We start from the raw sequence: 25,727 nt of genomic DNA on the forward strand, positions 1-25,727 counted from the left end.
GCCATTCACCCTTGGACCGCCTTTTGGCATCTTCTTGTAAAAGCGGAATTATGAAACCAGGCTCCATTATTGCCTCCCCTGATTTGTCATTTACACTTGACGAGTTTAAAACAGGCGGGGATAGAGTATATCATTTATTGCACAAACAATTCAATTCATTCCTTCAGATCTTTACATTTAAGATTGTGAAAGAAACAGCTGCCGCCAATGACCTTGCCTCTGAATCCATCCTGAGTCTCTGGCGTAATCGCAGTAACATTCAAAATCTGGATCACCTGCGGAATTCCCTGCTCAAAATTGCCTACCATAAATCCCTTGACTATAAAAAGGCAAGTACTCGCAGAATTGAAAGAGAGTATAATTATAGCAATCAATTTAGCATCAACGAGGCGGGGCCCCTCGACTCGATGATCCGGGATGAGGCGATTAATGACCTGATTGGTAAAATAGATTCACTTCCGGCACAATGGAGAAATGTCGTAAGGATGGCATATATAGATGGCATGAAAAATAAGGAGATCGCCGAACAGTTAAAGATTTCTATCAATACGGTCAAATTTTACAAATACAATGGGATGCAGGAGTTGCGCGCTTTATATGGCATCGATCCGAAATTCCTATATCCTCTTCTATTTATAAAACAAATAATAAGATTTATTTTCTCATTTCTGTAATACTTTTTGTGATCGGTGTCGTAATAGGTAAACATCGCATATACCTTAGAATGGGTAATTCCTGATGTTAAATGCAAGTTGACCTTTACGAAGCACACGATCCATGGAAAAAGAATTTCAATACGAACCAGACTCAAGGAAGAAATTAGAATTCGGTAGCGCTACCCTTCAAAAGTGCATCCTTATTATATCCTCATTCATAATTGTCGCTACTATAATAATGATCATGCTCCTAAAGACCAAACGAAGGGCCGATACAGCATCAAAAATAGGAAAATCCTCTAGTCACCAAATAGACTACCCGCCAGGTGTTAGAAGCGCCACATTGAACCTTCAAGGAGGTAGATATATTGAGCTAAAATCTAATATATCGAAAGTTTATCAGATCGGGCAAGGTGTTACCGTAAAGGAAAAAAATGGGCATCTCATTTATGTCGTCAAGGGTAAGCAGACAAGCGGCATGCTGCAGGAGCTTGTCGTCCCATTTGGGAGTGAATATATCCTGGATATGGCTGATCATACCAATGTCTGGCTCAACTCCGGTTCAAAATTGAAATATTTTTCCATATACAACTTCGCGGTAAAATTTGTGTGGTTGGAAGGCCAGGCTCATTTTCGAATTAAGAACCCTGCCCGCCAGCAGATCCAGGTAATGGCCAACGGACTCTCCATTCAGGCTGATTGTTCTGAGTTTGCAGTAGATGCTTATCTGTCACAGTATACCAGGGTATATGCATATGATGGTAAAGTCAATATCGGAAGAGAAAATTACGTTACCACGATGTCGATTCACCAGGATACCATTCTTCAGGGAATAAACGGGTTATTTTCTTTTGTCGATGTGCAATTTACAGAAGACATACCAACGTCCGTTGATGGTTATTTTTCTTTTATTCGCTATTCACTCCGACAGATGACAGACGAGTTAACCAGGTGGTATAATGTCCATTTCGAATTTTCAGACGATTTTAATGTCAGCAATAGAATTCATAGTTTTATACCACGGGAGTATTCCCTACAGGAAATTTTGCAGTATTTGGCACGCGATGGGTTAGCCAGTTTCGAAGTTCAGAAGGGAAGGAAAGTAGTTGTAAAACCACTTAAGCGGCGTTGGTAGTTGAAGCGGTTCTTTTTTAAAAATAGAATGATTTCCTATCTTCTTAAAATTTACTGTAATTGTATAAAATGTAAGTTTCCCCTTCTTAAAAATATTGTAACATGGAACTAAACCCGGAAGAACAGGAAAAATATCAGCAAAAATTAGTTGGTGAATTAAGAACTTATGCCTTTGCGCGCTTAAAAAGCGTTAAAGAAGGTTCGGAAACGGAGGAACTTGCGGCTGCACTTTTGGAAAGATATGGGTTTGGATTGGCCAGAGCTTTTGAATTATTAGGTATCCCTTTAGGTGATTTTGTCAATTTAATCCAACAACTTATGCTGGAAATTGATCCCGAAGCACCTTTAAATAGACAAAAAAGATGGGAAGCAAAACCTGCCGGAATATCAATTCCTCAAAATTAGCCAAATAGTATATTGTAAGTATGAAATGAGTGTGATTTTGGAAACTCATTGTCTTATAAAATCTAATATGATTTCAAGAAGAAATGAAAGCATCCCAACAGGGGATTTGCCACTACTTTTGAGCATCATCAATTTGAGAGAGTGCGCAATTGTTGCAAGAACGATGTTTGGTATCCGAATTCCTCCAGGTTTGGTTTGTTATTGCTTCCGAAAATTAATTCACCAAATACAATTCTTTCCATATATTCGGTTGTTCATCTTAGTTAGTTAAATCCATCATATATGCTACGTACCCTTAGTCTGTTGATGTGCTGCTGGTTTTTCCCCAAATTCTCCCAAGGCCAAAACGCCAAGGTTGAGTGTCTTAATAAAGTAATTCCTCAAATGTTGAACCAGCGTTTACTACCATCCGATACACCTTTTATGACCAAACCCGCAGACAATGCCCGAACTCCGATCAGGGGCGCTATAATTTTTGAAAGTTCAGACAAAAGAAACGCGCTGCTTGACAAAACCGGAGCCATAAAAGTCGGATATAGTCTTAAAACGGATTCTACCATCGGGGGGATCTACCTGATGTTTCCGCCAACCGATGCCCAGGCCCAGGAACTGGAAGCGATAATGGGCGAACCATCAATTACTGCCACCCAAGGCATCGGGGAATCATTCGGGGTAATAGGATGGATTCAACCCGGTTGCTCCATCATCTTATCTATGTATGGTCCATATGACTGGCCAGTGAAGGTGCCCCAACAGCTTGTCTTGCGTTTTACATCTACCAGGGACATCAAGGACGCTGACCTGTAAAATTACTTCCGTGCGAAACTACGGTTCACAGAGGATAGAACTAGCCAGCGGGAAGCCCGACAATCTCGTATATGTAGCCCTTATGATTGGCATCATTATTTTGTTGGCCTCCCAACACCATGTATTTGGTGTTTACATGATGCCCTACTGCATTTTGGTGGTACTTATTTTATTAACCACGACTGCGCTTGCCCGAAAAATTACCAGATCATTTAACCTGACACTGTTAGATCTGTTTTTAGTTCTGGTATTTTTTACGATCTGCACTGCTCAAGTAAAAACAGATTTTACCAGCATAGATCAATTGAATGGCGTGATCTCCTTCCTTTTCTTATTTATGATTAGCAGGCAGGTTAATTGGAGTGCACAAGCGATATCTCATATAATATCATTTTTGACTGGCATCACCATTGTAGAATCGATTATAGGGATCATCCAATTTATCGGCGCTAAAGAGCAGCCTCATCTCCAATTGAAGGGTTGGTTCAATAGTTCTACCTTATTTGCTTCCTACCTTGCCCTAATAGTCACGCTGCTCGTTGGTGAGTTCAGGTATACTTCGTTATCCCTCCAGGCTACCTGGTGGAAATGGATAAGAGGCATGGGGGCTTCCATGGCAATGGTCCTGATTGCGCTTTCCCAAAGCCGTGCTGCCATTGCGGTGGCATTCCTCTCCATATGTTACAGTGCTGCCTTCACCTGGCGCCGGCAGAAAAGCAAACTGAACTGGAAATGGCCCCTAATTGCCTTATTGTCGGTGTTGATCTGCATTTTCGTCTTCTTCATGTATTCCAAGCAATCTTCCACCACAGGAAGGCTAGTCATCTGGCGGGTGTCAAAAGAGATCCTGCTTGATCATTGGAAAACCGGGATTGGGGTCGGGAGATTTCCTATGACCTATGCTGACTATAAAGAGCAACTTTTTGCAGGGGAGAATTTTACCCCCGAGCAGCAATACCTGGATGACGCCATATTATACCCCTATAACGAGGTATTATATGTTGGTATCACCTGGGGGGCAATTGCTTTATCGCTGCTCCTGTTGGGTGGCATATTATTATTGGCGCAGTTCCTCAGACCCCTAAAGGTGGCCCCAGGAAACACCAATTTTGGAGTGGGGCCATTTTTGATAGGGCTTACCGTATTGTCCTTAGTGGGGTTCCCGTTACATGATCTTAGGATCGCCCTTTTGTTGGCAATAGTGTTGGCGATCATTTCCAGCCGGGTGAAAATTGCCACTTTTCAACTGTCCCGTTCCGTAATTATCATCTACGTGATGATTGCGGCAGTGTCAATCTGGTTTTCTATCACCAAAGTGATCCCCATATATCAGTGGAAAACTTTTGATAACAGCCCTTTCCCTCATGCCAGCAAGGTGGCCTTTTATGAAAAGTCATATCCACAACTAAAATTCAATGGACATTTCTTATACCAGTATGCGCAGTCCCTGTATGCTGCTGGGGATTTTAAAAAGAGTATCGCCATTTTTCAGGAGGCAGGACGATATATTGAACATGATAAGGTGTTGATTTTTATCGGGAGTAGTTATGCAGAACTGAAAGACTATTTGCAGGCAGAACACTATTTCCTCCGTTCGTTGACCAGATATCCCAATCGATTAATGCCCAAATACCAATTGTTTAAGCTCTATGAAGAACAAGGCAAGATACCTCTTGCCCGGAAAATGGCTACCGCAATACTCAAACATAGATTAAAAGTATCTTCCCCTTGGTCCGACCAGGTGCAACAAAGCGCAAGAGCGTTTTTAATGGAAACGTCAATTTTTAACCCTCAAATACCACTTACATGAAAAGAGTCCTTTTGTATTTTAAAGCCCTTGCAGTACTTGCATTGCTTTTCACTAATTCCTGTACCAAAAGTGATCAGACCTCCAGCGCCAATAAGGAGGAGCTGGCATTGGCGAAGGAATGGTTTAATAATGAAATGTTGGATCAGGCGCAAAATGCTGATCGGAATTCGAGTCCTATTGTCCCTAAAAAATTATTATGGGAACAAGCAAAATTTTTTGAAAAAGGTGGTAATACCGTAATCCAGGTCCCCTACCAAACCACTAAAGCCAAAACCTTTGTTTTTGGGGCGGATAAAAATGCAAAGCTTCCACTGACCTTGCAGGACGATAGAAGTTTCCGATACGTAGTTTTAGTTAACAAAGGAAAGGAGAGAATCATGTTCCTGATGACGCTGTTACCGGATAAGAGTATGGCAAAAGGTGAGCATTCAACTTTTAATAATTATTTTTATGGTAATCTGAATGAAGGTTTTAGTGGAACTGTCATGTATCACACCTGGAACGAAGGATTCCTCAGAGGCTATAAGGCAAATAATGGTAAACTGTCTGCAAAAATCAACTACCCTGAATATAAAAGGGCAGCTAGAAGTGATAATAATGCAAGAACTACGTATTGCACAACAACAACGATCACTGAATATTGCCAGGATTGCACGAACTGGACGTTTAGCAATGGAGAATACTCCTACGAATTTTGCGGCAACTTATACTCCTGTGATTCATATAGCTATCAGGTTTGTGAAACCGTTGAGGATGATAATAACCCAGGTGGTGGTGGTTGGACGGAAGTACCTGAAGTAGATGCCTATACGCCTGCCACCAAGGCGATCCTTTGTGATGCGAACGTTTTTGCCGTGGCACATATCGGATCAAATTCCTGGACTGGAAACGCGCAGTATGTTGCCGCAGGGTTTCAGTATCATAAGGCTCCCTGGACCAGGTACGATGTTAATTTTTATGATTTATGCTTTACTGTTCCCAGAACTTACACGAATGTGTTGGGACAGCAGGAAGCTGTAACAGCGGCTACGGCATCTGAGATTTTTAGGAAAGGCTTTAACGAAGCCGTAGAATCTACCACAGTATGGCTAAATATGTATCCAGGTGTGATAAGGTCATATCCAGAAGTAAGAACCAAGTTGATGGAGCAACTCCGGATCAAAATGGTGGGTGAATCTAATACGAACAATCCAAACGGTTTTACCGCAACTGATGGCCCCTGTTTAGGTAATATCCCAAAAACGGTGGCTAAATATGGCCAGGAATGCGAACCACCGATTTGATAAGTAAAATAAAATAATAATATGCTACCAATAGAGGAAATTGTTGCAGAATTTTATCCAGTGGTTGCTGGAAATGTACAAACGAATGAAAAAGGATATGAACGCTGGAAAGAGCTAGTTACCAACAAGATCAAAGGTTTGATGGAACAAAAGTTTCCATATGGAAAGTTAGTGGAACGGTTAGCTGCGCTGGATGGCATAAGAAATTTTGTAGGCGAAGATGCTGAACAGTTTCCTGGATATTCAATTTCATTTGAACTGGATAGTAGGTATGAGGATTCTTTCAGCCGGGTGCGTACACTTTGGATCAATATTTCAATGTTGACAGATATAGTTACTTTTTTTGTCGAAGATCAATTGTACAGCAAAGAAATAGCCAAAGCAATGGGAGAAAAGGCAATTCCTCCTGCTAGATATTTGTATAACCATGCTGCCGCAGAAGGCAGCATGGTTATACTCTTAGGGAAAGTAAAGGAGATCTTGCAGGAAGAATTACCCATTCATGAGATAATTCCGCATATATTATTCTTTGAAAAGAGGTTCTCAACTGAATTATATCATAATCCCGTAAAAGCATATCCAACTGCATTTGACCTTCTGTTTAGTTACCGGTATGCATCCTCATATGATTTAGTGTATGCAACTATGTAAAAAAGGAATCATTCCTTGCACCCTTGTATTGCTATACATCTTTATTATTATTCATCAAAGTTCGGCTCAGGTAACAAGGACAGTTGCCCCTACTTTCACTTGGGCTAGGTGGTGGACAACCTGCATAGACCTTTGGTATTTATATTTCCAGAACGCTGGTGATTCCAGCTACCTGCCTGCTATCGATGATTATGTAAAGGATCCGGCATCAACGAACTCAACGGATTTTCTAAGGTATATTAGTATGGCCAGGATGGGATGCCATTCTTCTGTTTCTGATGACCTTTTTCGTGACTTTGTCCTTCCCCGTAAAATTGGCCGGGAATTTTACCACTCTTGGAGGGATTCGGTATTAAAGGATTTTCACCACATACGACTGCCTGTTGACCGAAAGGACTACCCGGCTGTGCTTAATACTGTTCATGAATTTGTTAGAAAACGTGTAAAGTTCTCTAGTATTTCGCGGTCCGGCCATACACTTGGTTATAACGAAATTCTGGAATTGGGTCAGGGAGACTGCACAGTTTTGGCTACAATCGGCACTTTTATCCTGAGAGGGTTGGGAGTGCCCGCAACAATAGATTTCACCTACTCCTGGGCAAATTTCGATGGCCAAATGCATTCTTGGGTTACCATACTGGAACCAGGAGGGAAGTTCACTCCATTTATGCCTGGCGATGGGATCCCTTTTGGTTATGATCCCTTTATCTTTATTAAGGATAAGATCGATGGAAAACACGACACTTATAAATTATGCGCGAAAGTATTTCGCCGCCGTTCTTTACCCAATTCTTTATATTGCCGGGAACCACTTTTTTCCCAACCCGCTACATCCATGCTCCAGGATGGACGATTCGAGGATGTGAGTGATTTATATGGTCCGGTATCTGATATTAGGATACCCTTGAATAATGTCGCTGACTATATCGGTGTCTACAATAACCATAAATGGAATCCGGTTTGGATAGCTCACAAACCTTCTGGTACAAAGGTTAAGGTATTTACAAAAATGCGAAGAGGTCTACTGTATTGCTTAATGCGGAAAGACTCAGAAGGATACCAACCTGTAGGTGCTCCATTTGTCCTTACCGGAGATGACCATATAAGGAAATTATCTCCACGTAAAACTTACGATGAAATAAAAGTGGCAGCCCTATGCTCAAACTTAAATTATCAATTGAAAGAATTTTCAAAAGTTTCAGGGAAAACCTTCCGAACCAGGATGCATGCAATTGCAATTGGCCGTTTGACCAGGAGGCCTGAAAAGGGGAACATCTATCGGATCAGCTATTGGGATGGCAAATGGAAGGATGCGGGTGAATCAACTGCTGATAGTCAACTAATTTTTGAAGATGTGCCCAGCGGATCCATTTATCGGTTGTTTGATATTAAAACAAATGAATTCAGTCGCCCCTTCACCATTGATAGTATATTCCAATACTGGTGAGTTACAACTGTATATTCAACTAACAAAGAATGCTGAGGAACCCCCAACTGCATAGTAGAATTACCGCATTTTATAGTGCCCAATTGGGTACCGAGGAAAATTGCCCCTGTCATCCATCAGCTGCTGCATCTACTCAGATTATCAGCAATACCCATTCATTTATCTATTGGTGCAATTAGCCGGTTTTTAATAAGGGCGATCCAGGAGTTCCATATATTTTGATTCATCCGATTGCATAGTTGCTCATTCGTACCTCGAAGGATTAAGCAAAATTACCTTAGGTGAAAACATCAAAAAGTCCGGTGTGTTTTGAGGATTATTGCGGAAGGTTAGCTAAATTAGCTTTACTTATTCATAGCTCTTTTACATGTATCTTAACTCTTTGCTGTAGCTGGTTTCAGTGGAAAGCGTCTGAAAATTGTCTGAAAATTTATAGGACGGGAAAATTAAAAGTAAAAAGGCCGCAATAGCTGCGACCTTTTGTACTTGAAAAACTTGGTAGTTGGCATTGAAGCGATGAATTTTTTTGTTCATCCTAAGTCTTTAAATCTCAATGCACTGTGTACCCCGAACAGGAGTTGAACCTGCACTCCCATTGCTGAGAAGAGGATTTTAAGTCCGCCGCGTCTACCGATTCCGCCATCGGGGTATTTTCAAAAAACTTTCAAATCCCACAGGATTTTAAGTCCTGCGCGTCTACCGATTCCGCCACCCGGGTGACGATTGTCGAAAAAAAAAGCAGATAACAATGCTATCTGCTTTTCTTCGTGGGAGCGGAAGACCGGGCTCGAACCGGCCACCCCGACCTTGGCAAGGTCGTGCTCTACCAAATGAGCTACTTCCGCTTTTACTCACCATAGCTTTAGCGAAGGTGAGTGATATTTTTATCTTTTAAAGAACTCGTTTTGTGATTTGGGAGTGCAAAAATAGGAAATGTATAATTCCTGCAAAATATTTTTGTGATTAATTATCACTTATTTGTACTCCGGGGTGTACTGCGTATTGGCAGGCACATTCACTTCAGGCTTGCCCTTATAACGATGTTTGTACAGGCTATAGCAGCCGCCCAATAAAAAAGCAACCAGGCAAAATGCCTGCAGGTAAAACAGGAATGAAGAAGATTGTACCCAACTACTTTTAAAATCTTTGCTGCGTTGATCTTGCTCTTGATGTTGATCCATAATCAGTTAAATGATTGCGATGCAAAAATAATGGTTCAGTTGAAAAAATCAGCTTTTATTGCTAACAATTTCTGCAAAGGTTTTTTTGCCTCCTATAAAGTGGCTGCACACCACACTTTTAGTTAAATACCCCTGCAGTTTTCTTTTTTTACCGGCCGGAAAAATACTCTCTTTCCTTTTAAAAAGCAACCACCCCACAAAAGCAATATGCGCCTTGAAAACGGCTAAAAAATAAGTGCCTTCACCCGCCAGTAACGACTTGATCGCCGAAACCGTATCCAGCCAGAAACGGTACAAGATCTTCCAGGTGGCCATGCCCGCCGGCATATTCTTGGCCATCATGATCAGGTTATTGCGGAAATTCAGGAACACCTTCCGGGCATTGCCCTTGGGCAGGGTGCCGCCGCCTACATGGTATACTACCGACTGCGGACAGGCATATATCTGGTAATCAGCCAGTTGCAGCCGCCAGCAAAAATCAATCTCCTCCTGGTGGGCAAAGAAAAAAGGGTCCAGTCCGCCCACTTCATGGTATAGTTTTGCCCTTACGAACATGGCCGCTCCCGTGGCCCAGAAAATAGGTTCCGCCGTGTCATATTGGCCATGATCAGCTTCACACACGTCAAAAATGCGCCCCCGTGCAAAAGGATAGCCCAGGTAATCCAGCCAGCCGCCCGCTGCACCGGCATATTCAAACGAGCCCCGGTCATGATACGCCAATAACTTGGGCTGGCAGGCGCCGATCGTGCGGTCGGCCTCCATCAGGGCAATCACCGGCTCTATCCAGCCCGGCGTTACTTCCACATCCGAATTCAGCAACACATAATAATCACTGCTGATCTGTTTCAGCCCTTCATTATACCCTTTGGCAAAACCGAAATTGCCGGCATTCCGTACGATCTGCACGGCCGGGTAATGCGTTTGCAGGAAAGCGATCGAGTCATCGGTAGAGGCATTATCAATCACCACGATGGCTTTATTCGTCCAGGTAGAAGCCTGTACCGAAGGCAGGAACTGCTCCAGGAACTTTCGTCCATTCCAGTTAAGGATCACTATAGAGACCAAGGGTTGCGTCATAGTAACTAATCCGGCTCCCGCAGGAGGATGCAAAGGAACGCTTTTTATAGATTCTTAGTATTTTACGGCGTATATACCATCAATTTGCATAAACTTTATCTTGCGGTTTACATAAACGGACAGCATCCCGGAAAATTAATCAATCTCATCAATAAATCTGTGTTACATGATTCGACCGCTGCTTAACTGGAGGACAGGCCTATCCATCATTGCCATTGCCATCGTCAGCGGTACCATCTTCTATTCACAGTTCCTGGCCAAAAAAATTGCCCGCGAAGAAAGGCAGAAAGTAGCACAATGGGTCGAGGCCATCAAAATGGCCATGAATGATACCACTGGCATGAGCGACAACCTCGTCAGCATCATCATATCGGAAAACAGGACCATTCCCATCATTGAAACCGACGAGAAGAACAACATTACCCAATACGTCAACCTCGATACGGCCAGCATTGCCAGTGACAGCAATTACGTCAGGAATAAGCTGCGTGAGTTCAGAAAACAGAATAATGCCATCGTATGGGCCGATCCCCGCGACAGTACCCGCACCAATCATTACTACTACGGACATACCAGTCTGCTGAACCAGGTGCGGTATTACCCGCTGGTGCAACTGCTCATCGTGAGCCTCTTCATCATCATAACTATTACGGCGCTCACCACTAGTTTCAAATCGTCTCAAAACCAGGTATGGGCGGGTATGGCCAAGGAAACGGCGCACCAGTTGGGCACACCGCTCACGTCTATCCAGGGATGGGTGGAGATGCTGAAAGACAATCCCGACAATGAGAAGATCGTGGTGGAGATGGAGAAAGATGTGAACCGTTTAAAGTTGGTATCGGACCGCTTTGGTAAAATAGGCAGTACGCCGCACCTGGAGGCGCACAATGTGGTGACGCAGGTCGCCACCATGATTGAATACATCCGGAAGAGGGCGCCGGGAAAAGTGTCTTTTGTGCTGAATACCGGTGGGGTAGCGGAGATCATCGCGCATATATCGCCGCCTTTGTTCGACTGGGTCATTGAGAACCTGTTGAAAAATGCGCTCGATGCCATGGAAGGGAAGGGGAGTATTGTGGTGCACATCAGGCAGCAGGAAGGAGAAGTCTTCATTGACGTCACCGATTCGGGCAAGGGGATTGCGCGCCAGAACATACACAAAGTTTTCAAGCCGGGCTTTACCACCAAAAAGCGCGGGTGGGGACTTGGACTGAGCCTGTCCCGGCGGATCATTGTGCAGTACCACAAGGGACAACTCTTTGTAAAGCAATCGGAAATCAACAAGGGGACTACCTTCCGGATCGTCTTAAAAAACTAAGTAGCTTTTGCTCATTTAGCAAGCAAGCTGGCGACGTTCGCCAACAAAAGAGCCCCGACGATAGTCGGGGCTTTTTGTGCCCAGGACAAGATTCGAACTTGCACGTCCTTTCGAACACCACCACCTCAAAGTGGCTTGTCTACCAGTTTCAACACCTGGGCGACCTTGCCGTTTTCCAGACCGAAGTCTGAAATTCGGGAGGCAAATGTAGGATGTTTTTGTCAGAATTCCGCCAGTCAATAAAACAAAAAAAGCCCAGCCAAAACCTTGGTAGTGTCTCAGTTGCCGGTATGACGGAAAGAAAGTACAAGCAAAAGATCAATACTTACCGCCTTGCGGCCTTCCCGGCTATTTCAAACCGAGGCACTATAAAGCCTTGACTTTTCTCAAGACCAATTCCCTTCAAAAGTCATTGGCAGGGGGGCATTCCTATTAGCATCTTTGTAAAAGAAAATAACTCATCAACTTAAAATCGTATAAAAATGAAAATCGGTATCATCGGCGCTGGCTCAATAGGAATGGCTTTCGCCAAACAAGCAACAAACGCAGGTTTTGAAGTTATACTCAGCAACAGCCGGGGACCTGCCTCGCTGACCGGAGCCGTGAAGGCATTAGGTAGTAAGGTAAAAGCCGGAACGGTAGAAGAAGCGGCGGCTGCAGAGGTTGTTTTTGTCTCTCTGCAATGGCAACACCTTCAGTCTGTACTTTCCGGCATTAAGTGGAAGGGACAGATAATCATAGATCCTGCCAATCCTATTTTACCCGGATTCAAATTAGCTGACCTGTATGGTAAAACGTCCAGCGAAGTCGTGGCCACCTGGGCCAACGGAGCCACTGTAGTAAAAGCCTTCAATACACTTACGCCATCTGTTTTAGGTTCCGATCCCCACGTACAGGGTGGCAGCAGGGTAATCTTTTATTCCGGAAACAATGAAGCGGCAAAACAAACAGTATCCGCTATCATTAAAAAGATCGGATTCGCCGGCGTTGATCTCGGCAGGCTCGATGAAGGGGGCAAACTGCAGCAATTCCCTGGCGGACCATTGCCCACATTGAATTTAGTAAAAATGGGATAAATCACCGGTTATGCTCCGCAGGTTTAAAGCTGGCTGAATAAAAAACTTTCCTAAGTTTGTTAAACATTGATTAATAGGCTGCTTTCAAAGCCCTGAATACTATGTTTGACGTTTTCAGCAAATACCTCACCGATAAAATTTCCTTAACCGGACCTGAGTTGGCCAGGATATCTTCTGTTAGCATCATCAAAAAACTGCGGCGTAAACAGTACTTGCTACAGGAAGGGGATGTATGGCGTCATTACGCCTTTGTATGCAAGGGCTGTCTTCGGATTTATCGCCTCGACGAAAAGGGCAATGAACATATACTAAAATTTTGCATTGAAAACTGGTGGGCGGGTGACCGGGAAAGCTTGTTGACAGGTAAACCTTCCCACTCTTTCATTGATGCGCTGGAGGAATCCATCGTCATCATGATCACGAAGGAGAATTTTGATAGCCTTTGTAATGAGATACCTGCTTTTAATAACCTGGTGAATGATTTGCTGAACCGCACGTACATAGCCAGTCAGGAGAGGGTACATGCAAACATCACCTATACCAGTGAAGAAAAGTACCTTGATTTCATTAATAAATACCCGGATATAACCAGCCGGGTACCACTCCACATGATAGCCTCTTATCTGGGCATCTCGGCAGAAACCTTGTCCAGGATCAGATCGCAGTATGCAAACAAAGGCTGATTGCCTCCCATCATTCAATCCTGTTTTTTCCCTCTATACAGGTATGCCTGAGCGTTCCGGTATAACAACAGCTCCTGCAGTAATCTAAACATCCGGTTTTCCGGCTGTCTTGATGGATTGACAGGTGCATAACAACACAAGTAAAAGCCTTGACTTTTCTCAAGCCTAAATGCCTTCAAATGACGTTGGAAACGGCCTCCCCGCTGATGCAATTTTGAGGGATCAAAAACTAAACAAAATGGAAACAACAAAAAAGGTGGCCCTGGTTACAGGGGGTAGCAGGGGCATCGGAGCGGCAATCGTTAAAAGATTAGCCAAAGACGGGAACAAAGTGGCATTCACTTACCTGAATGCGCCCGACAAAGCCGCCGAACTGGTTAAAGAAGTGGAGCAGGCAGGTGGTGAAGCGATTGCCATCAGAGCAGATAGCGGTGATGCCAAATCAGCCGAAAAAGTGGTGGAAGAAACCGTGAAGCAATTTGGACGACTGGACATTCTGGTGAACAGTGCCGGTGTTACTACTTTTAGTGTGGTGGACAATGCAGGCGATGATCTATCGCATCTTGACAGATTGTTTGCTGTGAATCTGAATGGAGTAGCTGCAACGGTCCGTGCGGCCACAAAGTACATCGGTGAAGGGGGAAGGATCATTTCTATCGGCTCTACTTTTGCAGACCGTCTTGCCAACATTGGTTTTGCCGATTATGCAGCATCAAAGGCGGCGGTAGCCGCTTACACCCGCGGTTGGGCCTGGGACCTTGGTAAAAAAGGGATCACGGTAAATACGGTTCAGCCAGGCCCGACAGATACGGATATGAATCCGGACGGAACTGAATTCTCTGATAAGATCAAAGCTGGATTGGCGCTGGGCAGGTATGGAAAAGCAGAAGAAATTGCTGCCGCCGTTGCATTCCTGGCTAGTCCGGATGCTTCCTTTGTAACGGGGGCCACATTAACCGTGGATGGCGGCCAAAACGCATAAGCAAATGTCCTTTTTGACAAAATGGACTATCCATGTCGGACGGTCCATTTTATTTGCCTTGTAAATGGTTGAATAGTCTAATAGTCTCATTTTAGTCTCCCCAAGGAAAACTTATAGATGCAATCGGTTACATTAATGAGCCTACTTCGTTAAATTTATAGTACTAACAAACTTTTGCCATCATGAAATTAAACACATTCCTATGGAAAGTAGCCGGGAGGCTTACTTTCGGGGCAACGATCATCACATTCGTTGCCGGTTCTTCCCTTGTAACAGGTTGTAAAAAAGACAGTTCTGCGACGCCCCAGCCAATGGGCGAACGCCTGACTGGGGTTATCCAGGACGATGTGCAAACAGACGCCCAGGGTACCATCAATGGTTGGTTCTGGTCCCTGTACCGCGAAGGCGGGTCCGCCAGCATCACCCATGGTTCCGGAGGCAATTTTGCCATCAGCTACAGCAATGTCACCGATGTGGTGGGCGGTAAAGGCTGGAGCACCGGCGCATCCAGGACCATCGGTTACAATGTCGGCGCCCTGAGCGGCAGCTACAATTTCGTCGGCATCTATGGATGGACGACCAACCCACTGATCGAATACTACGTGGCCGAGAAGGGCTCTGTGACGGGTGGCACCTATGTGAACTCCATCAGTAGTGATGGACATTCCTACAGCTTTTATAAGCAGCAGCGGGTTAACGCTCCTTCCATTATAGGCACGGCCACTTTCTGGCAGTATAAAGATACCTGGGGCGGCGCACCGACCGCGCAAAACCGCTCTGTCAACATGGCCAACCACATCAACAATTGGAGAAACAGGGGTGGCCAGGGTTTTGGTACGCACAACTACCAGATATTGGCCCTGGAAGCATGGGGCAACAGAAGTGGCTACATCAACGCAACGGTATGGCAGCAATAAGCTCATTCAATGCAGAAAGGGTTAATCGTAGTTTTAACGGCCATAACGATTATCATCAGCGCTTGCTCACAAAAAGGGCAAGCGCCTGATAACCTGGTATTGGTCAAAGGCGGGACTTTTATAAACACAAAATCCGGCTACTACGGAAAAGGTATCACTATACCCGACTTTTATATCGGTCCGTATGAAGTAACGCAAAAAGAATGGGTGAAGGTAATGGGAAATAATCCTTCCGCCTTCAAAGGCGACAGCTTGCCGGTAGAAACGGTAAGTTGGTATGACTGTATTGAGTACTGTAATAAAAGAAGTAGTAAAGAAGGCTTAAAGCCATATTATCAAATAGACAAGGATAAAAAAGACCCGGATAATACGAATGAGCTCGACGACCTCAAATGGACAGTAACGATCAATGAGGAAGCCAATGGTTACCGGTTGCCCACAGAAGTGGAGTGGGAATATGCGGCAGGTGGAGGCCAACTGAGCAAGCATTACGCCTATAGTGGAAGCAACAAGGTAGATGAAGTAGCCTGGTATTGGAAAAACGCGGGCAACCAATACTTAACAGGAGCCTGGTCATGGCCGGTGCTGGTGAAAAACAACAATAAGACAAAACGGGTTGGTGGCAGAGCTCCCAACGAACTGGGGCTTTATGACATGTCGGGCAATGTAAGAGAATGGTGCTGGGATGTGCAGGAGCGAAAGGGCGTGGATGTCCCGCAGGGACAGATCTGGAAGGGTGGTGGCTGGATGGGCGCCGACTTTTGCTGTGAGCCCTCTTTCCGGGCCCGCCACGAAGCAAATGGCAAGGGGCCTGATCAGGGTTTTCGGGTGTGCCGCGGCACAAAGCCCCCTGCACAATAGTACAGAAGGGGCATAATGCATTTAGTGGCGGCTGCTTCTTTAACCCTTTACCACTTGCACATTTACGGCAACAGGGCCTTTAGGGCCTTTGGCTGCTTCAAACGTAACCAAATCATTTTCTTTGATGGGACCGGATAGGTCATTCACGTGCACAAACAGGCGTTCATGCGTTTCTGTATCATTAATGAAGCCAAACCCTTTATGGTCATTGAAAAAGGCTACTTTACCGGTTCTTTCCGCTGGTTGCGCTCTGTCTTCCTGTTTGGGAACACTGATCTGTATTTCTTCCGCAGAGAATGATCGCCTTTTCCGGGGATCGGGAGGCGTGGAGGTGATATTGCCGTTTTCATCAAGATAAGCGATCATATCGTCAAGGCTTTTAACCTTGTCTTTATTATTCTTCCGCTCCTTCATCTTTTCCTGTTTATCCTGCTGCTTCTTTATCCGCTGCTTTTCTCTTTCTTTTTTATTAAATGTTTCCTGGGATCTAGCCATATTTTATATTTAGTGATTCCTGTCGGGCAGGATTATTGATTACATAAAAGCCTTATTGAGCGTCTTCCAGCAGTTTCGCAACGGCTAATTTGGTGATCTCCGTGCCGTTGAAAATACGGGCAAGGCCTGTATCCTTCGAGTGCAAATAATTCTTGACATTCGACTCGTTCACGATCCGCCAGAAGTTCTTCGACTTCAGATCATCGTAATCGGCCGTTTTCACGAAAATACCAGTAAAAGCATTCCTTGTTCTGAAGCTGACTTTAACAGGATTACGGTCAAACTCATTCTTTTGCAGGAAACTATCAATCTGTTCATTCGTCATATATAAAAATTAGATGTTAACGGATTAATTCAAGTCCAAACTTATGATCTCACCTTACAAGTATTGAGCAGCGGGAAAATCAAATTAATTGCAGGAAGGAAATATAAGTACGCAAAGATACGAATTCTTTGGCTGAGGAGGTGAATTTAAAATTCAGGCAGTAGTATAAGCATAGGACAGATCAACCCGCATAATAGAGATAAATGCCTTTTAACCAATTGAATACGGTTAATTCACTCTTCATTTCGACGGGTAATTGTGTATAGATCAGCTCTTCCATTCTCCGGCTGTCTGTAAGGGAAGTAAGGCCAATGGATTGGCAAAAGCAATTAATGATAAACAATACCTGGATGCCATTACGGGGGTCAAATACACGGCGGCTGGGCGATCCGGTATACAGCGAAGCAGTATGAGGTAGCCAGTCATATTGATAGGCCATGTGTTCTTTTAAATATTGCATACATTTTATTTACCGGATAAACACTACGCTATCAGGGAACCGGAAAACAAATAAGTCCGCAATTGCTGCGGACTTATCCTATCTTTTATTACCATTTGCGTTTGGAATAGCCGCCATCATTTTTGAAAGGGCTGTTGCCGCCGCCACCGCCGGATGACCTTTCCGGTTTAGGCCTGGCTTCTGATACTTTTAATTGTCTGCCATCAATAGAAGTCTGATCCAGTTCCTTAATAGCTGCATTGGCTGCATTGGCATCTTCCATCTCCACGAAACCAAATCCTTTGGAGCGGCCGGTTTCCCTGTCATTAATCACTTTGGCGGAAGTAACGGCGCCATAAGGCGTAAACAAATTCTTTAACTCTTCATCCTGGATAGTAAAGGCCAGGTTAGATACATAAATGTTCATGTGTAAACTTTTTAAAATAATATCTGAGTAAGGCAAGAAGTAAGGAATAAAAATGCAGGTGTATTAGCAGATTAATGACAATACTGGATGCGAGGCTCAAACGAATATATCGAAGGTAAGCTTATTAAGCCATACTGTCACGTTTATTTTCAGTGGTAGGTTGTTGGGAGTGGCTTTTAACTATTTGTTGGGCATAAAGGGTTGATTAGTTGCTGTATTATGGATTTTATTGGTTATCTTCCTGTACTAATCAAGCGCTGAGCTTGCTGGTAATAACCACTCTACGGACTGTATTGCATCATGTATTATCCTTTGTAAATCCGACAGCCTGGCGGCCATTATATACAATATTGGCACATTTTATTCATTCAAAAATCATCGTATGGTAGCAAAAGCATTTTTGTCTTTGACGGAATATCCCGCCTTCAGAAGAATTATCTGGAAGCCTGTTTATGAAGGCCTGGCCAGGCATTTCAAAATAAGCGACTGGCATTTCATGAACTATGGTTATGATCCCGTAACAGAGCAAAATGCAGTAACCCTGCACCCAAAAGATGAGATCAACCGGTATCCTATACAGCTCTATCATTTCCTGGCGCAAAAGACCACTATTAAAGACAAGCAGGTGTTGGAAGTAGGCAGCGGCCGGGGTGGGGGCGCCAGCTACATCAGCAGGTACCTGAGTCCCGCCAGGATGACAGGCATGGACATAGCCAAAAATGCCATCCGGCTGGCAAAGCAGCACCACCGGGAACATAACCTCGATTTCATGCAGGGCAATGCAGAAAAGCTGCCTTTTGACAATGAAACTTTTGATGTGGTCATCAACGTGGAAAGCTCTCACGCGTATGGTTCTGTACCGCGCTTCCTGGCTGAAGTAAAACGGGTATTGAGGCCGGGCGGTGTTTTTTTATGCACTGACCTGCGTGGTCCGGAAGGCATGGTCAAACTGAAAGGCCATTTTGAATTAAGCGGGCTGCAGATGATCTCAGAAGAAAACATCACCAGCAATGTGGTAAATGCCATCGAAAAAGAAGATGGCATCAAACAAAAACGGATTAAAGAGCATATAGCAGCCTGGATGAGGCCCGCCTTCGCCCAGTTTGCCGGCACAAAAGGCTCCCGTATCCATAAAGACCTGCAGACAAATGCCCTGATCTATTACAGTTTTGTATTGCAAAAAATGAGCGCCTGACAGCGTTTACTTACGTGCCGACAAAGTCTGGATCGTACCATCTTCGTTATACTGGAGTGGCGCTACTTTTACATTGCGTAAATGTGTTTTGCCGGATAATTGTACATCGTGGTAAAACAGGTACCACTTACCATCTTTCTCTACGATCGAATGGTGATTCGTCCAGCCATCAACAGGTTTCAGGAGAATGCCTTTGTACGTAAAGGGACCATACGGACTGTCGCCGGTGGCATAGCAAATATTGTGAGTATCACCGGTAGAGTAGGAGAAATAATACTTGCCTTTATATTTATGCAGCCAGGCCGCTTCAAAAAAGCGTTTGTCATTATCCTTTTCAAAATAGGTATTGCCTTTCTCATCAACGAGCTTTACCTCCTTCACCGGCTCTGCAAAACTTTTCATATCAGGGCTCAGCCGGGCCACACGGGGTAAAATAGCAGGTTCTTCAGGCTTGCACAGGCTGCCGGCAGCATCGTACTTATTATTATTCCAGCGTTGCAACTGTCCGCCCCAGATGCCGCCGAAATACAGGTAATACTTGCCGTCATCATCTTTAAATACACAAGGGTCAATGCTATAGCTGCCTTTGAGGGGGTCTTTTTCTGCCACAAAGGGGCCCTCCGGCTTGCTGCTGCTGGCCACGCCAATGCGGAAAACATCCTGCTTATCCTTCACGGGGAAATAGAGGTAATACGTATTGTTGGCAAATGCAGCATCCGGCGCCCACAACTGGCGGCCGGCCCAGGGAATATTTTTAATATCCAGGGCCACACCGTGGTCCGTTACAGGTCCACCGATGGAGTCCATCGAAAGAATATGATAATCCATCATGTTGAAATGGTCGCCATTGTCATTCTCCGGGGTGCCGGTGGCGGTATCGTGTGAAGGGTAAATATAAAACCGGCCATTGAATACATGGGCCGAAGGATCAGCAGTATAAATATGGCTCACCAGGGGCTGGGAAAGATAATCATTCGTTTTGGCGGCGCTGCTATCGGTGTTGGCAGGTTCCGCAGTGGCCGGGGTTTCAGCGTTATTGCATCTGGTAAAAACAAGGGATAACACGAGCGCAGCTGTGTAAAATGACAAGCTTTTCGGGAGAAACATAGATATAGTTTAAAAGTAATCGTTTGTATAGGCTATAAAGCTAAAGGAAAAACTTTTTATAATAAAAAGAATGTAATCGGTTGCATTATGGCTGAAATGTGTAATTCCTCCCGGTAATTTGGGCAATTCAAAATATTGGCCAATAGTTACGATGGCCGGTAAATTCATCCTATTTACTATTTTAGGGGAATGGCGGATATGATGAAAACCTGGCAAACGGGTATACTGTTGGTAGCTGCCGTGCAAGGTATACTCCTGAGCCTGGCATTATTATGGCCCGGTCATAAAAAACATGCTTCCCGGTACTTCCTGGGATTGGTGCTGCTTGTTTTTTCATTAGAGCTGTTGAATGCCTGGGGCATACAGGTGCATTATCATCAAACTAAAAACCTGCTGCCCTTTTGGTTGGTAGAGTCTTACTTGCTGATACCTCCTTCCTGTTGGTTCTTTATCCGCTGCAATACGGACCCTGCCTTTAAGTTCCAAAAGAAACACCTGCTTTTCTATGCTCCTGCAGCGATAGAGATCGTGGCAGAAACCACCCAATACATCCGCTACAGTTTCGGTACACCCGTAATCAATTTAATACATATAAAAGCCTGGTGGTTTTTTACAGAGATCTTCCCGGTATTGTGGATGGGAGGAGTGCTGGTAATAGGTGCACAAAAGCTTATTACCCTGGCCCGCCAAAAGGCTTCGCCTGCTACCTTCACTGGCCTGCATCCTGCCAAGCTCCTTTCCATCTTTATCTTACTTACCTTATTGACTGTTCTGTGGGTGGCCGATGCCATACTGCAGTTACCGGTATTTACTGCTGTGGAATTGATCCTGGTCCTGTTGCTGTTTACCCTGAGTTTCCTGTCTTACACGCAGGCTGCTTTCTTTGACGTAGTGAAAGGGACGAAAATGAAATTGCCTGCTCAACCGGTTTTTACTGCTTATAATGACACCCTTCAATTAAACAGGCTGCAAGGGGCATTCGAGCAAACAGGTTTACATAGGAAACCTAAACTGACCCTGGAAGAACTGGCCGGGGAACTGGACCTGCCGGTACGGTACGTTTCCTACCTCATCAACACCTATCATGCGGCCAACTTTCATCATTTTATCAATACCTGGCGGGTGCAGGAAGTGATCCGGAAGATCAATGATCCGGCAGAACGCCATAAAACACTCCTGGCCCTGGCGCTTGAATCAGGTTTCAGTTCCAAATCGGCTTTCAACCAGGTGTTCAAGACCCACACGGGCAAGTCGCCCTCCCAATATGTTAGCAAATAAGTCCCAAAAGCTGATCATTGGACCTGTACTTCCCTGTCCGTCGTGCTTACCATACGGCCAAATACGTTCTTTGCCGGTAAAAAAGCGTCTGTATGAAACAGTCAATGTTAGCTTGCATTTGCTGCATCCTTATGAACGGCCCCGCTCTTGCTCAACCTTTCCGGGCTGATACCCGGAAGCACCCCATCGGGGTGCAGTTTTATAAGAACATAGAATTCCTTGGATTTACTTTTTTTACCGGTTACCTGGCGCCAGGGTATGAGCACGACACGGTCCCGATGCCCGGTGGTATCAAAAAGCAGGATTGGTTTGCCTATGATTTCTCCCTGTACAAAAAGTACCGGTCATTTGCCAATGACCCCGACCTGGGCATCATTGCCCGGTTTGCCGAAGCGCATGAAGGCTTTGCGCTCGGAAAGTTGCTCATTCACCTCGATGAATTTCCCCGGGCAGTCATCAGGCCGGATATAGAGGATCAGTACCTGCGCCCTTTTATGGAAGGACAGAAAGATAGTGCCGCCACCAGGCAGGCAGTAGTGCAGTTCATAGAAGCGGGCAACAGGTTGTATAAGCGGATGAACTTTGATGCCTACTTCCGGGAAAACGCCCGCTTGTATGAGCAGGCCCTCAAGGAGATCAGGAGCGTACTGCCGGAACCCCGGCTGGTGGCCACTATGGAAAAATTCTACCGGCAGCAGTTTCACCGGTATATGCTCGTGCCCAGTCTGACGATCCCCGCCGGTATGGCCTTTGGCATCCATTACACGACGGCAGGTAACGCCACCATCCTGAACCTGTTTGGGCCGTTTGCCCGCCAGCAATTTGCAGATACGGCTTCCCTCAACATGGGCTTTGCCAATGAAGATCATATACGGGAACTCAGTACCCATGAGTTTGGTCACTCTTTCTCTAATCCTATTATCGCACAGATCCCGCCTCACCTGGTAAAAGAAACAGCTCACCTGTTTGTTCCGGTAAAAGAAGCCATGGAAAACCAGGGATACAATACCTGGTCCGGCTGCGTATACGAATACTTTGTGCGGGCAGGGGAGGTGGTCATTGCCCGGAAGCTGGGAAAACACGAGGTGGCAGAAAGGCTACAAAAACACTATATGCAGGATCGAAAATTTAGCTACCTGCCACTGATCATAGAGGAACTGGAAAAATATGACCGTGATCCGCGTATGACCTATCAGCAGGCTGTTATCAATGCTATGGAGCGATTGAAAACCCAACAATAATGACATAAACAAAAGTGGCGCCCCCGTCCAGGAGCGCCACTTTGTTCATAGTGATCAGATAAATGGTTAACGCTAATAGCTGTGCTAACTGCTAAAAGCTAATGCCTAACAGCTAACACCTAATGTCTTAAAACTTATACGTTATACCCAGGCGCAGGTTTCTGGGGGCCTCACTTTGCCAGTAATAACTATTCAGCCAGTCATAATAACTGCCGCTGTACAGGTATTCGTCGAGGATATTGAATACATTCAGGGCGAGCTTGATCTTGTCTTTTTCCCAGAACAAACCACCATCCAGTTTGAAATAATTGGGCAACTCCTGGTTATTGTGCGTAGCGCTCCAATCGGAAGTAGCCCTGTCCAGCAGCCAGGTAAAGCCACCGGAAATGCCGGCGCCTTTTAACACCCCGTTGGATACTTTATAATTCAGCCAACTGTTCACCGTATGCTTGGAGTAACCAGGCACTACATCGCCCACTTTAAAACTAACGCCCGGTGTAGCCTCGGTTACCTTGCCATCGGTATAGGCATAATTGGCCACTACATTCAACCCTTTAATAACGGTACCCCGCAGGTCCAGTTCAACACCTTCGGCCCTTTTTTGTCCCAGCACAACACTATGGCCGGAGGTGGGTGCTTCATTGGGATCGGCGGTCAGTTCATTGTTCTTGATAATGCGGTAGATGGAGGCGGTGGTGCTCCAGCGTCCGTTGAACCAATCCCGCTTAATGCCAAATTCAATATTGCCGCCTGTGATGGGACGCACCTTACTGCCATCTTTGATCCGGCCGGCTTGCGGAACAAAGGCTTCATCATAAAGCCCATAAACAGAAGTATTCCTGTCAATGGATACACTCAGGCCAAGACGGGGGGTAACACGTTTGGCTTCCTCCTTCGCTCCGCCCCAGGCAGATTGCTGCACATGCGTAAAGCGGCCTGCCAGCGTAAGCCGTACAGTATTATCAAAAAAGCCCAGCTCATCCGAAAGATAAAGGCCGGAATAGCGCTGATTAATAGTGCCGCCTCCCAGGACAGCCCTTGTTTCAATACCCTGGCTGCGGTCCCAAACAGGAAACCCATTCACCGGTATGCCATAATAGGGAGCAGTAGGATCAAATTCAGCCCCCACTGAATCCAGCGGGTGTGATTGCGACCAATCAGCAAAATATTCTTTGTTGCCCAGATCAAGGCCTGCCAGTATCCGGTGATTGATGCTGCCGGTAGTAACATTACCATTCAGGAATACCTGGGCCAGTGTCATTTCACTTTTGGCATCCCAGATGCCTACACTCCTGATCATCTTGCCATCCGCGTTTACGGCGGCAGGCCACAGGCTGGTGCCTTTCTGCTGGTAATTATAATAAGCGGCTTGCGCGGTCAGCTTCCAGTCGTTGCTCAGTTCATGCTGCAGGTTCACCGTGAAGCTGTGGTCACTGATCGTAGTGGGTTCCAGGCCCGGTTGCATGGCGGTGAAATCACGGGGCAGGGCAGTGTATCCTACGGGACTGAAAACATAATAAGAGCCTACGTCCGACATTTTTGCATATTGCAGGTTGTACTCTACCGTCAGCTTTGTTTTCTCATCTACCTGGTAAGAAATGACCGGCGCAAAAGTATAGCGGTTATTGTATTCATAGTCGCGAAACGACTTCTTATTCTGTGCCGCCAGGTTGAGGCGATACAGCAGTTTGCCGTTACTGTTCAGTTTGCCATCGAGGTCGAGGGAAGCACGGTACAGGTCAAAACTTCCTACTGTGAAAGAGGCTTCGCCCTTGGTTTGACCAGTAGGCTTTTTGGTCACTACATTATACAGGCCACTGGGATCGCCATTGGCGAGCATGAAACCGGCCGGACCTTTTACAAACTCAATATGATCTACAATGCTCATGTCTTCGGTGAGGGGCCCCCAGTAGGAGCTTACTACATTAAACCCGTTGCGGAAAGCCTGTATCTGGGAGCCACGCATGTGGATATTGGCATACAGATCGCCCCAATGTTCCATGCGAACAGCGCCGCTGATATTGCGGATAACGCCATCGCTCATGCTGATCACCTGCTGATCGGCCAGGTTGGCACTGGTAACCACCTGTATATTTTGTGGCACTTCCAGCAGCGGTTCATTTAAACGCAGGGAAGAAGAACCCTTCCGGGCATTGTAATTATTCTTATTGGTGGTAACGATCACCTCCTGCAACTGCTGGTTCGAAACATTCATCGGTACATCTACTGTAACCGTTTTATTTTCTTCTACGGTAACGCTTTTAACAGCGCTTTCATAGCCTACCAGGGTTACGGCTATCTCATAATTGCCTGGCTTTACATTCTTAATAAGGAAATATCCCTTTTCATCTGTAGAGACTGTCTTTTTGAAACCTTTCAATTGTACGGTTACCCAGGCGGCGGGTCTTTCATCGCTGGTAGTAATATGGCCTTTAATGGTGCCTGTGCCTTGCTGTGCCCAAACCGGTACAGTTAGCAACAGGAAAAGACCCACCAGCAGTAGCGTAGTGCTGCGTATTAATTGTATCATCACGACTTATTTTTCTGGCCGCAAAGTAGACCACCTGGCAGATGTGGGGCCGGGCAACCGGGAAATTCTGTTTACGCAAGTGGGAAATAAACAATGCGGGACAGGGCGGGCATAACGCTCAGGGAATGAAATCCTCTTCCAGTACTAAAGCCTGCGCCTTCAGTCGCAGCACCCTTTTCCTGATTCTCCTGATCGCATAGATCATAACCGGTAATAAAGCAATGGCCCCGGTTAGCCAACCGTAAACAGGGTAGTAAATGACTGATAAGGATAATGTACAGGGATGCATTAACGATATATATCCACTAAAATAGTAGACTTTAATCAATTTATAAAATATATTACCTACTAAATTAGTAGACTAAATGAAATCTGTTCTATATTTACAGCGGGATATATCTC

Annotated in this window: 25 protein-coding genes and 3 tRNA genes; 17 read left to right on the forward strand and 11 right to left on the reverse strand. The window is 45.2% G+C overall.

Translation table 11 applies throughout. The features are described 5' to 3' along the window. The first annotated feature begins 50 nt into the window (after positions 1-50). The 8 genes from HB364_RS14100 (at position 51) to HB364_RS14135 (ending at position 8,193) form a co-directional block, all read left to right on the forward strand. A complete protein-coding gene (locus HB364_RS14100; RefSeq protein WP_167288670.1) occupies positions 51-674 on the forward strand; it encodes an RNA polymerase sigma factor in 624 nt (207 codons plus the stop codon). Positions 675-777: 103 nt separating this feature from the next. Continuing rightward, a complete protein-coding gene (locus HB364_RS14105; RefSeq protein ID WP_167288672.1) occupies positions 778-1,791 on the forward strand; it encodes a FecR family protein in 1,014 nt (337 codons plus the stop codon). A 101-nt stretch (positions 1,792-1,892) separates the two neighbouring features. Further along, a complete protein-coding gene (locus tag HB364_RS14110) occupies positions 1,893-2,195 on the forward strand; it encodes a hypothetical protein (RefSeq protein ID WP_167288674.1) in 303 nt (100 codons plus the stop codon). Between the two features lie 282 nt (positions 2,196-2,477). Then, positions 2,478-3,002 (forward strand): hypothetical protein, encoded by a 525-nt coding sequence (locus HB364_RS14115; RefSeq protein WP_167288676.1) that lies wholly within the window; start codon positions 2,478-2,480, stop codon positions 3,000-3,002. A gap of 82 nt (positions 3,003-3,084) precedes the next feature. Continuing rightward, positions 3,085-4,812: an O-antigen ligase family protein gene (locus tag HB364_RS14120; protein ID WP_167288678.1), complete on the forward strand. Its 1,728-nt coding sequence runs from the start codon at positions 3,085-3,087 to the stop codon at positions 4,810-4,812. Further along, a complete protein-coding gene (locus tag HB364_RS14125; protein WP_167288680.1) occupies positions 4,809-6,095 on the forward strand; it encodes a hypothetical protein in 1,287 nt (428 codons plus the stop codon). Before HB364_RS14120 ends, HB364_RS14125 begins: the two co-directional genes overlap by 4 nt. Before the next feature lie 21 nt (positions 6,096-6,116). Next, positions 6,117-6,746: a hypothetical protein gene (locus HB364_RS14130; protein ID WP_167288682.1), complete on the forward strand. Its 630-nt coding sequence runs from the start codon at positions 6,117-6,119 to the stop codon at positions 6,744-6,746. Then, the gene (locus HB364_RS14135) at positions 6,733-8,193 is read left to right on the forward strand and encodes a transglutaminase-like domain-containing protein (protein WP_167288684.1); all 1,461 of its coding nucleotides are present in this window, start codon (positions 6,733-6,735) and stop codon (positions 8,191-8,193) included. Before HB364_RS14130 ends, HB364_RS14135 begins: the two co-directional genes overlap by 14 nt. Positions 8,194-8,756: 563 nt before the next feature. On the opposite strand, the gene HB364_RS14140 is transcribed toward HB364_RS14135, so the two are convergent. The 4 genes from HB364_RS14140 to HB364_RS14155 form a co-directional block, all read right to left on the reverse strand. Further along, a tRNA-Leu gene (locus HB364_RS14140) sits at positions 8,757-8,842 on the reverse strand. Between the two features lie 123 nt (positions 8,843-8,965). Next, positions 8,966-9,038, reverse strand: a tRNA-Gly gene (locus tag HB364_RS14145). Between the two features lie 129 nt (positions 9,039-9,167). Next, the gene (locus HB364_RS14150) at positions 9,168-9,374 is read right to left on the reverse strand and encodes a hypothetical protein (RefSeq protein WP_167288686.1); all 207 of its coding nucleotides are present in this window, start codon (positions 9,372-9,374) and stop codon (positions 9,168-9,170) included. Between the two features lie 48 nt (positions 9,375-9,422). Continuing rightward, entirely contained in the window at positions 9,423-10,451 is a 1,029-nt protein-coding gene (locus HB364_RS14155; RefSeq protein WP_167288688.1) for a glycosyltransferase family 2 protein, read from the reverse strand. Positions 10,452-10,617: 166 nt separating this feature from the next. Between HB364_RS14155 and HB364_RS14160 the strand changes: the two genes are divergently transcribed. Continuing rightward, complete coding sequence (locus HB364_RS14160; RefSeq protein ID WP_167288690.1) at positions 10,618-11,769, forward strand: sensor histidine kinase; 1,152 nt, start codon at positions 10,618-10,620, stop codon at positions 11,767-11,769. A gap of 77 nt (positions 11,770-11,846) precedes the next feature. Here HB364_RS14160 and HB364_RS14165 read toward each other — a convergent pair. After that, positions 11,847-11,930, reverse strand: a tRNA-Leu gene (locus tag HB364_RS14165). A gap of 321 nt (positions 11,931-12,251) precedes the next feature. On the opposite strand from HB364_RS14165, the gene HB364_RS14170 reads away from it, so the two are divergent. The 5 genes from HB364_RS14170 (at position 12,252) to HB364_RS14190 (ending at position 16,288) form a co-directional block, all read left to right on the forward strand. Next, positions 12,252-12,845, forward strand: a complete 594-nt coding sequence (locus HB364_RS14170; protein ID WP_167288692.1) for an NADPH-dependent F420 reductase — start codon at positions 12,252-12,254, stop codon at positions 12,843-12,845. 101 nt (positions 12,846-12,946) lie between these two features. Then, positions 12,947-13,528, forward strand: a complete 582-nt coding sequence (locus HB364_RS14175) for a Crp/Fnr family transcriptional regulator (RefSeq protein ID WP_167288694.1) — start codon at positions 12,947-12,949, stop codon at positions 13,526-13,528. Between the two features lie 238 nt (positions 13,529-13,766). Further along, the gene (locus tag HB364_RS14180) at positions 13,767-14,510 is read left to right on the forward strand and encodes an SDR family oxidoreductase (RefSeq protein WP_167288696.1); all 744 of its coding nucleotides are present in this window, start codon (positions 13,767-13,769) and stop codon (positions 14,508-14,510) included. Between the two features lie 182 nt (positions 14,511-14,692). Next, positions 14,693-15,427, forward strand: a complete 735-nt coding sequence (locus HB364_RS14185) for a glycoside hydrolase family 11 protein (protein ID WP_167288698.1) — start codon at positions 14,693-14,695, stop codon at positions 15,425-15,427. A gap of 9 nt (positions 15,428-15,436) precedes the next feature. Then, entirely contained in the window at positions 15,437-16,288 is an 852-nt protein-coding gene (locus HB364_RS14190; RefSeq protein WP_167288699.1) for a formylglycine-generating enzyme family protein, read from the forward strand. 39 nt (positions 16,289-16,327) lie between these two features. Here HB364_RS14190 and HB364_RS14195 read toward each other — a convergent pair whose 3' ends face one another. The 4 genes from HB364_RS14195 to HB364_RS14210 all read right to left on the reverse strand — a co-directional run bounded on the left by HB364_RS14195 (position 16,328) and on the right by HB364_RS14210 (position 17,974). Next, positions 16,328-16,783: a cold-shock protein gene (locus HB364_RS14195; protein WP_167288701.1), complete on the reverse strand. Its 456-nt coding sequence runs from the start codon at positions 16,781-16,783 to the stop codon at positions 16,328-16,330. A gap of 52 nt (positions 16,784-16,835) precedes the next feature. Beyond that, the gene (locus HB364_RS14200; protein WP_167288703.1) at positions 16,836-17,108 is read right to left on the reverse strand and encodes a short-chain dehydrogenase; all 273 of its coding nucleotides are present in this window, start codon (positions 17,106-17,108) and stop codon (positions 16,836-16,838) included. Positions 17,109-17,289: 181 nt separating this feature from the next. Beyond that, positions 17,290-17,568 carry a hypothetical protein gene (locus tag HB364_RS14205; protein WP_167288705.1) on the reverse strand — a complete coding sequence of 93 codons (279 nt, stop codon included), beginning with the start codon at positions 17,566-17,568 and terminating at the stop codon, positions 17,290-17,292. An 88-nt stretch (positions 17,569-17,656) separates the two neighbouring features. Further along, entirely contained in the window at positions 17,657-17,974 is a 318-nt protein-coding gene (locus tag HB364_RS14210; RefSeq protein ID WP_167288707.1) for an RNA recognition motif domain-containing protein, read from the reverse strand. 382 nt (positions 17,975-18,356) lie between these two features. Here HB364_RS14210 and HB364_RS14215 point away from each other — a divergent pair, with 382 nt between their 5' ends. Continuing rightward, positions 18,357-19,169: a class I SAM-dependent methyltransferase gene (locus HB364_RS14215; RefSeq protein ID WP_167288709.1), complete on the forward strand. Its 813-nt coding sequence runs from the start codon at positions 18,357-18,359 to the stop codon at positions 19,167-19,169. A 6-nt stretch (positions 19,170-19,175) separates the two neighbouring features. Here the strand turns inward: HB364_RS14215 and HB364_RS14220 are convergent, their stop codons facing one another. After that, positions 19,176-20,276 carry a glycoside hydrolase family 43 protein gene (locus tag HB364_RS14220; RefSeq protein ID WP_167288711.1) on the reverse strand — a complete coding sequence of 367 codons (1,101 nt, stop codon included), beginning with the start codon at positions 20,274-20,276 and terminating at the stop codon, positions 19,176-19,178. 189 nt (positions 20,277-20,465) lie between these two features. Here HB364_RS14220 and HB364_RS14225 point away from each other — a divergent pair, with 189 nt between their 5' ends. After that, positions 20,466-21,554, forward strand: coding sequence for a helix-turn-helix domain-containing protein (locus HB364_RS14225; protein ID WP_167288713.1), 1,089 nt, complete (start codon positions 20,466-20,468; stop codon positions 21,552-21,554). 92 nt (positions 21,555-21,646) lie between these two features. Beyond that, positions 21,647-22,795 carry a DUF4932 domain-containing protein gene (locus HB364_RS14230; RefSeq protein WP_167288715.1) on the forward strand — a complete coding sequence of 383 codons (1,149 nt, stop codon included), beginning with the start codon at positions 21,647-21,649 and terminating at the stop codon, positions 22,793-22,795. 127 nt (positions 22,796-22,922) lie between these two features. Here the strand turns inward: HB364_RS14230 and HB364_RS14235 are convergent, their stop codons facing one another. Continuing rightward, positions 22,923-25,325: a TonB-dependent receptor gene (locus HB364_RS14235; RefSeq protein WP_167288717.1), complete on the reverse strand. Its 2,403-nt coding sequence runs from the start codon at positions 25,323-25,325 to the stop codon at positions 22,923-22,925. Positions 25,326-25,727 lie beyond the last annotated feature (402 nt).

The organism is Paraflavitalea devenefica (assembly GCF_011759375.1).
Classification (GTDB): domain Bacteria; phylum Bacteroidota; class Bacteroidia; order Chitinophagales; family Chitinophagaceae; genus Paraflavitalea; species Paraflavitalea devenefica.

What these genes read in the sequence shown, in the direction of transcription:
- HB364_RS14100 (WP_167288670.1), top strand. Translation starts at nt 51, where the DNA reads ATGAAACCAGGCTCCATTATTGCCTCCCCTGATTTGTCATTTACACTT.
- HB364_RS14105 (WP_167288672.1), top strand. Translation starts at nt 778, where the DNA reads ATGGAAAAAGAATTTCAATACGAACCAGACTCAAGGAAGAAATTAGAA.
- HB364_RS14110 (WP_167288674.1), top strand. Translation starts at nt 1,893, where the DNA reads ATGGAACTAAACCCGGAAGAACAGGAAAAATATCAGCAAAAATTAGTT.
- HB364_RS14115 (WP_167288676.1), top strand. Translation starts at nt 2,478, where the DNA reads ATGCTACGTACCCTTAGTCTGTTGATGTGCTGCTGGTTTTTCCCCAAA.
- HB364_RS14120 (WP_167288678.1), top strand. Translation starts at nt 3,085, where the DNA reads ATGATTGGCATCATTATTTTGTTGGCCTCCCAACACCATGTATTTGGT.
- HB364_RS14125 (WP_167288680.1), top strand. Translation starts at nt 4,809, where the DNA reads ATGAAAAGAGTCCTTTTGTATTTTAAAGCCCTTGCAGTACTTGCATTG.
- HB364_RS14130 (WP_167288682.1), top strand. Translation starts at nt 6,117, where the DNA reads ATGCTACCAATAGAGGAAATTGTTGCAGAATTTTATCCAGTGGTTGCT.
- HB364_RS14135 (WP_167288684.1), top strand. Translation starts at nt 6,733, where the DNA reads ATGCAACTATGTAAAAAAGGAATCATTCCTTGCACCCTTGTATTGCTA.
- HB364_RS14150 (WP_167288686.1), bottom strand. Translation starts at nt 9,374, where the DNA reads ATGGATCAACATCAAGAGCAAGATCAACGCAGCAAAGATTTTAAAAGT.
- HB364_RS14155 (WP_167288688.1), bottom strand. Translation starts at nt 10,451, where the DNA reads ATGACGCAACCCTTGGTCTCTATAGTGATCCTTAACTGGAATGGACGA.
- HB364_RS14160 (WP_167288690.1), top strand. Translation starts at nt 10,618, where the DNA reads ATGATTCGACCGCTGCTTAACTGGAGGACAGGCCTATCCATCATTGCC.
- HB364_RS14170 (WP_167288692.1), top strand. Translation starts at nt 12,252, where the DNA reads ATGAAAATCGGTATCATCGGCGCTGGCTCAATAGGAATGGCTTTCGCC.
- HB364_RS14175 (WP_167288694.1), top strand. Translation starts at nt 12,947, where the DNA reads ATGTTTGACGTTTTCAGCAAATACCTCACCGATAAAATTTCCTTAACC.
- HB364_RS14180 (WP_167288696.1), top strand. Translation starts at nt 13,767, where the DNA reads ATGGAAACAACAAAAAAGGTGGCCCTGGTTACAGGGGGTAGCAGGGGC.
- HB364_RS14185 (WP_167288698.1), top strand. Translation starts at nt 14,693, where the DNA reads ATGAAATTAAACACATTCCTATGGAAAGTAGCCGGGAGGCTTACTTTC.
- HB364_RS14190 (WP_167288699.1), top strand. Translation starts at nt 15,437, where the DNA reads ATGCAGAAAGGGTTAATCGTAGTTTTAACGGCCATAACGATTATCATC.
- HB364_RS14195 (WP_167288701.1), bottom strand. Translation starts at nt 16,783, where the DNA reads ATGGCTAGATCCCAGGAAACATTTAATAAAAAAGAAAGAGAAAAGCAG.
- HB364_RS14200 (WP_167288703.1), bottom strand. Translation starts at nt 17,108, where the DNA reads ATGACGAATGAACAGATTGATAGTTTCCTGCAAAAGAATGAGTTTGAC.
- HB364_RS14205 (WP_167288705.1), bottom strand. Translation starts at nt 17,568, where the DNA reads ATGCAATATTTAAAAGAACACATGGCCTATCAATATGACTGGCTACCT.
- HB364_RS14210 (WP_167288707.1), bottom strand. Translation starts at nt 17,974, where the DNA reads ATGAACATTTATGTATCTAACCTGGCCTTTACTATCCAGGATGAAGAG.
- HB364_RS14215 (WP_167288709.1), top strand. Translation starts at nt 18,357, where the DNA reads ATGGTAGCAAAAGCATTTTTGTCTTTGACGGAATATCCCGCCTTCAGA.
- HB364_RS14220 (WP_167288711.1), bottom strand. Translation starts at nt 20,276, where the DNA reads ATGTTTCTCCCGAAAAGCTTGTCATTTTACACAGCTGCGCTCGTGTTA.
- HB364_RS14225 (WP_167288713.1), top strand. Translation starts at nt 20,466, where the DNA reads ATGGCGGATATGATGAAAACCTGGCAAACGGGTATACTGTTGGTAGCT.
- HB364_RS14230 (WP_167288715.1), top strand. Translation starts at nt 21,647, where the DNA reads ATGAAACAGTCAATGTTAGCTTGCATTTGCTGCATCCTTATGAACGGC.
- HB364_RS14235 (WP_167288717.1), bottom strand. Translation starts at nt 25,325, where the DNA reads ATGATACAATTAATACGCAGCACTACGCTACTGCTGGTGGGTCTTTTC.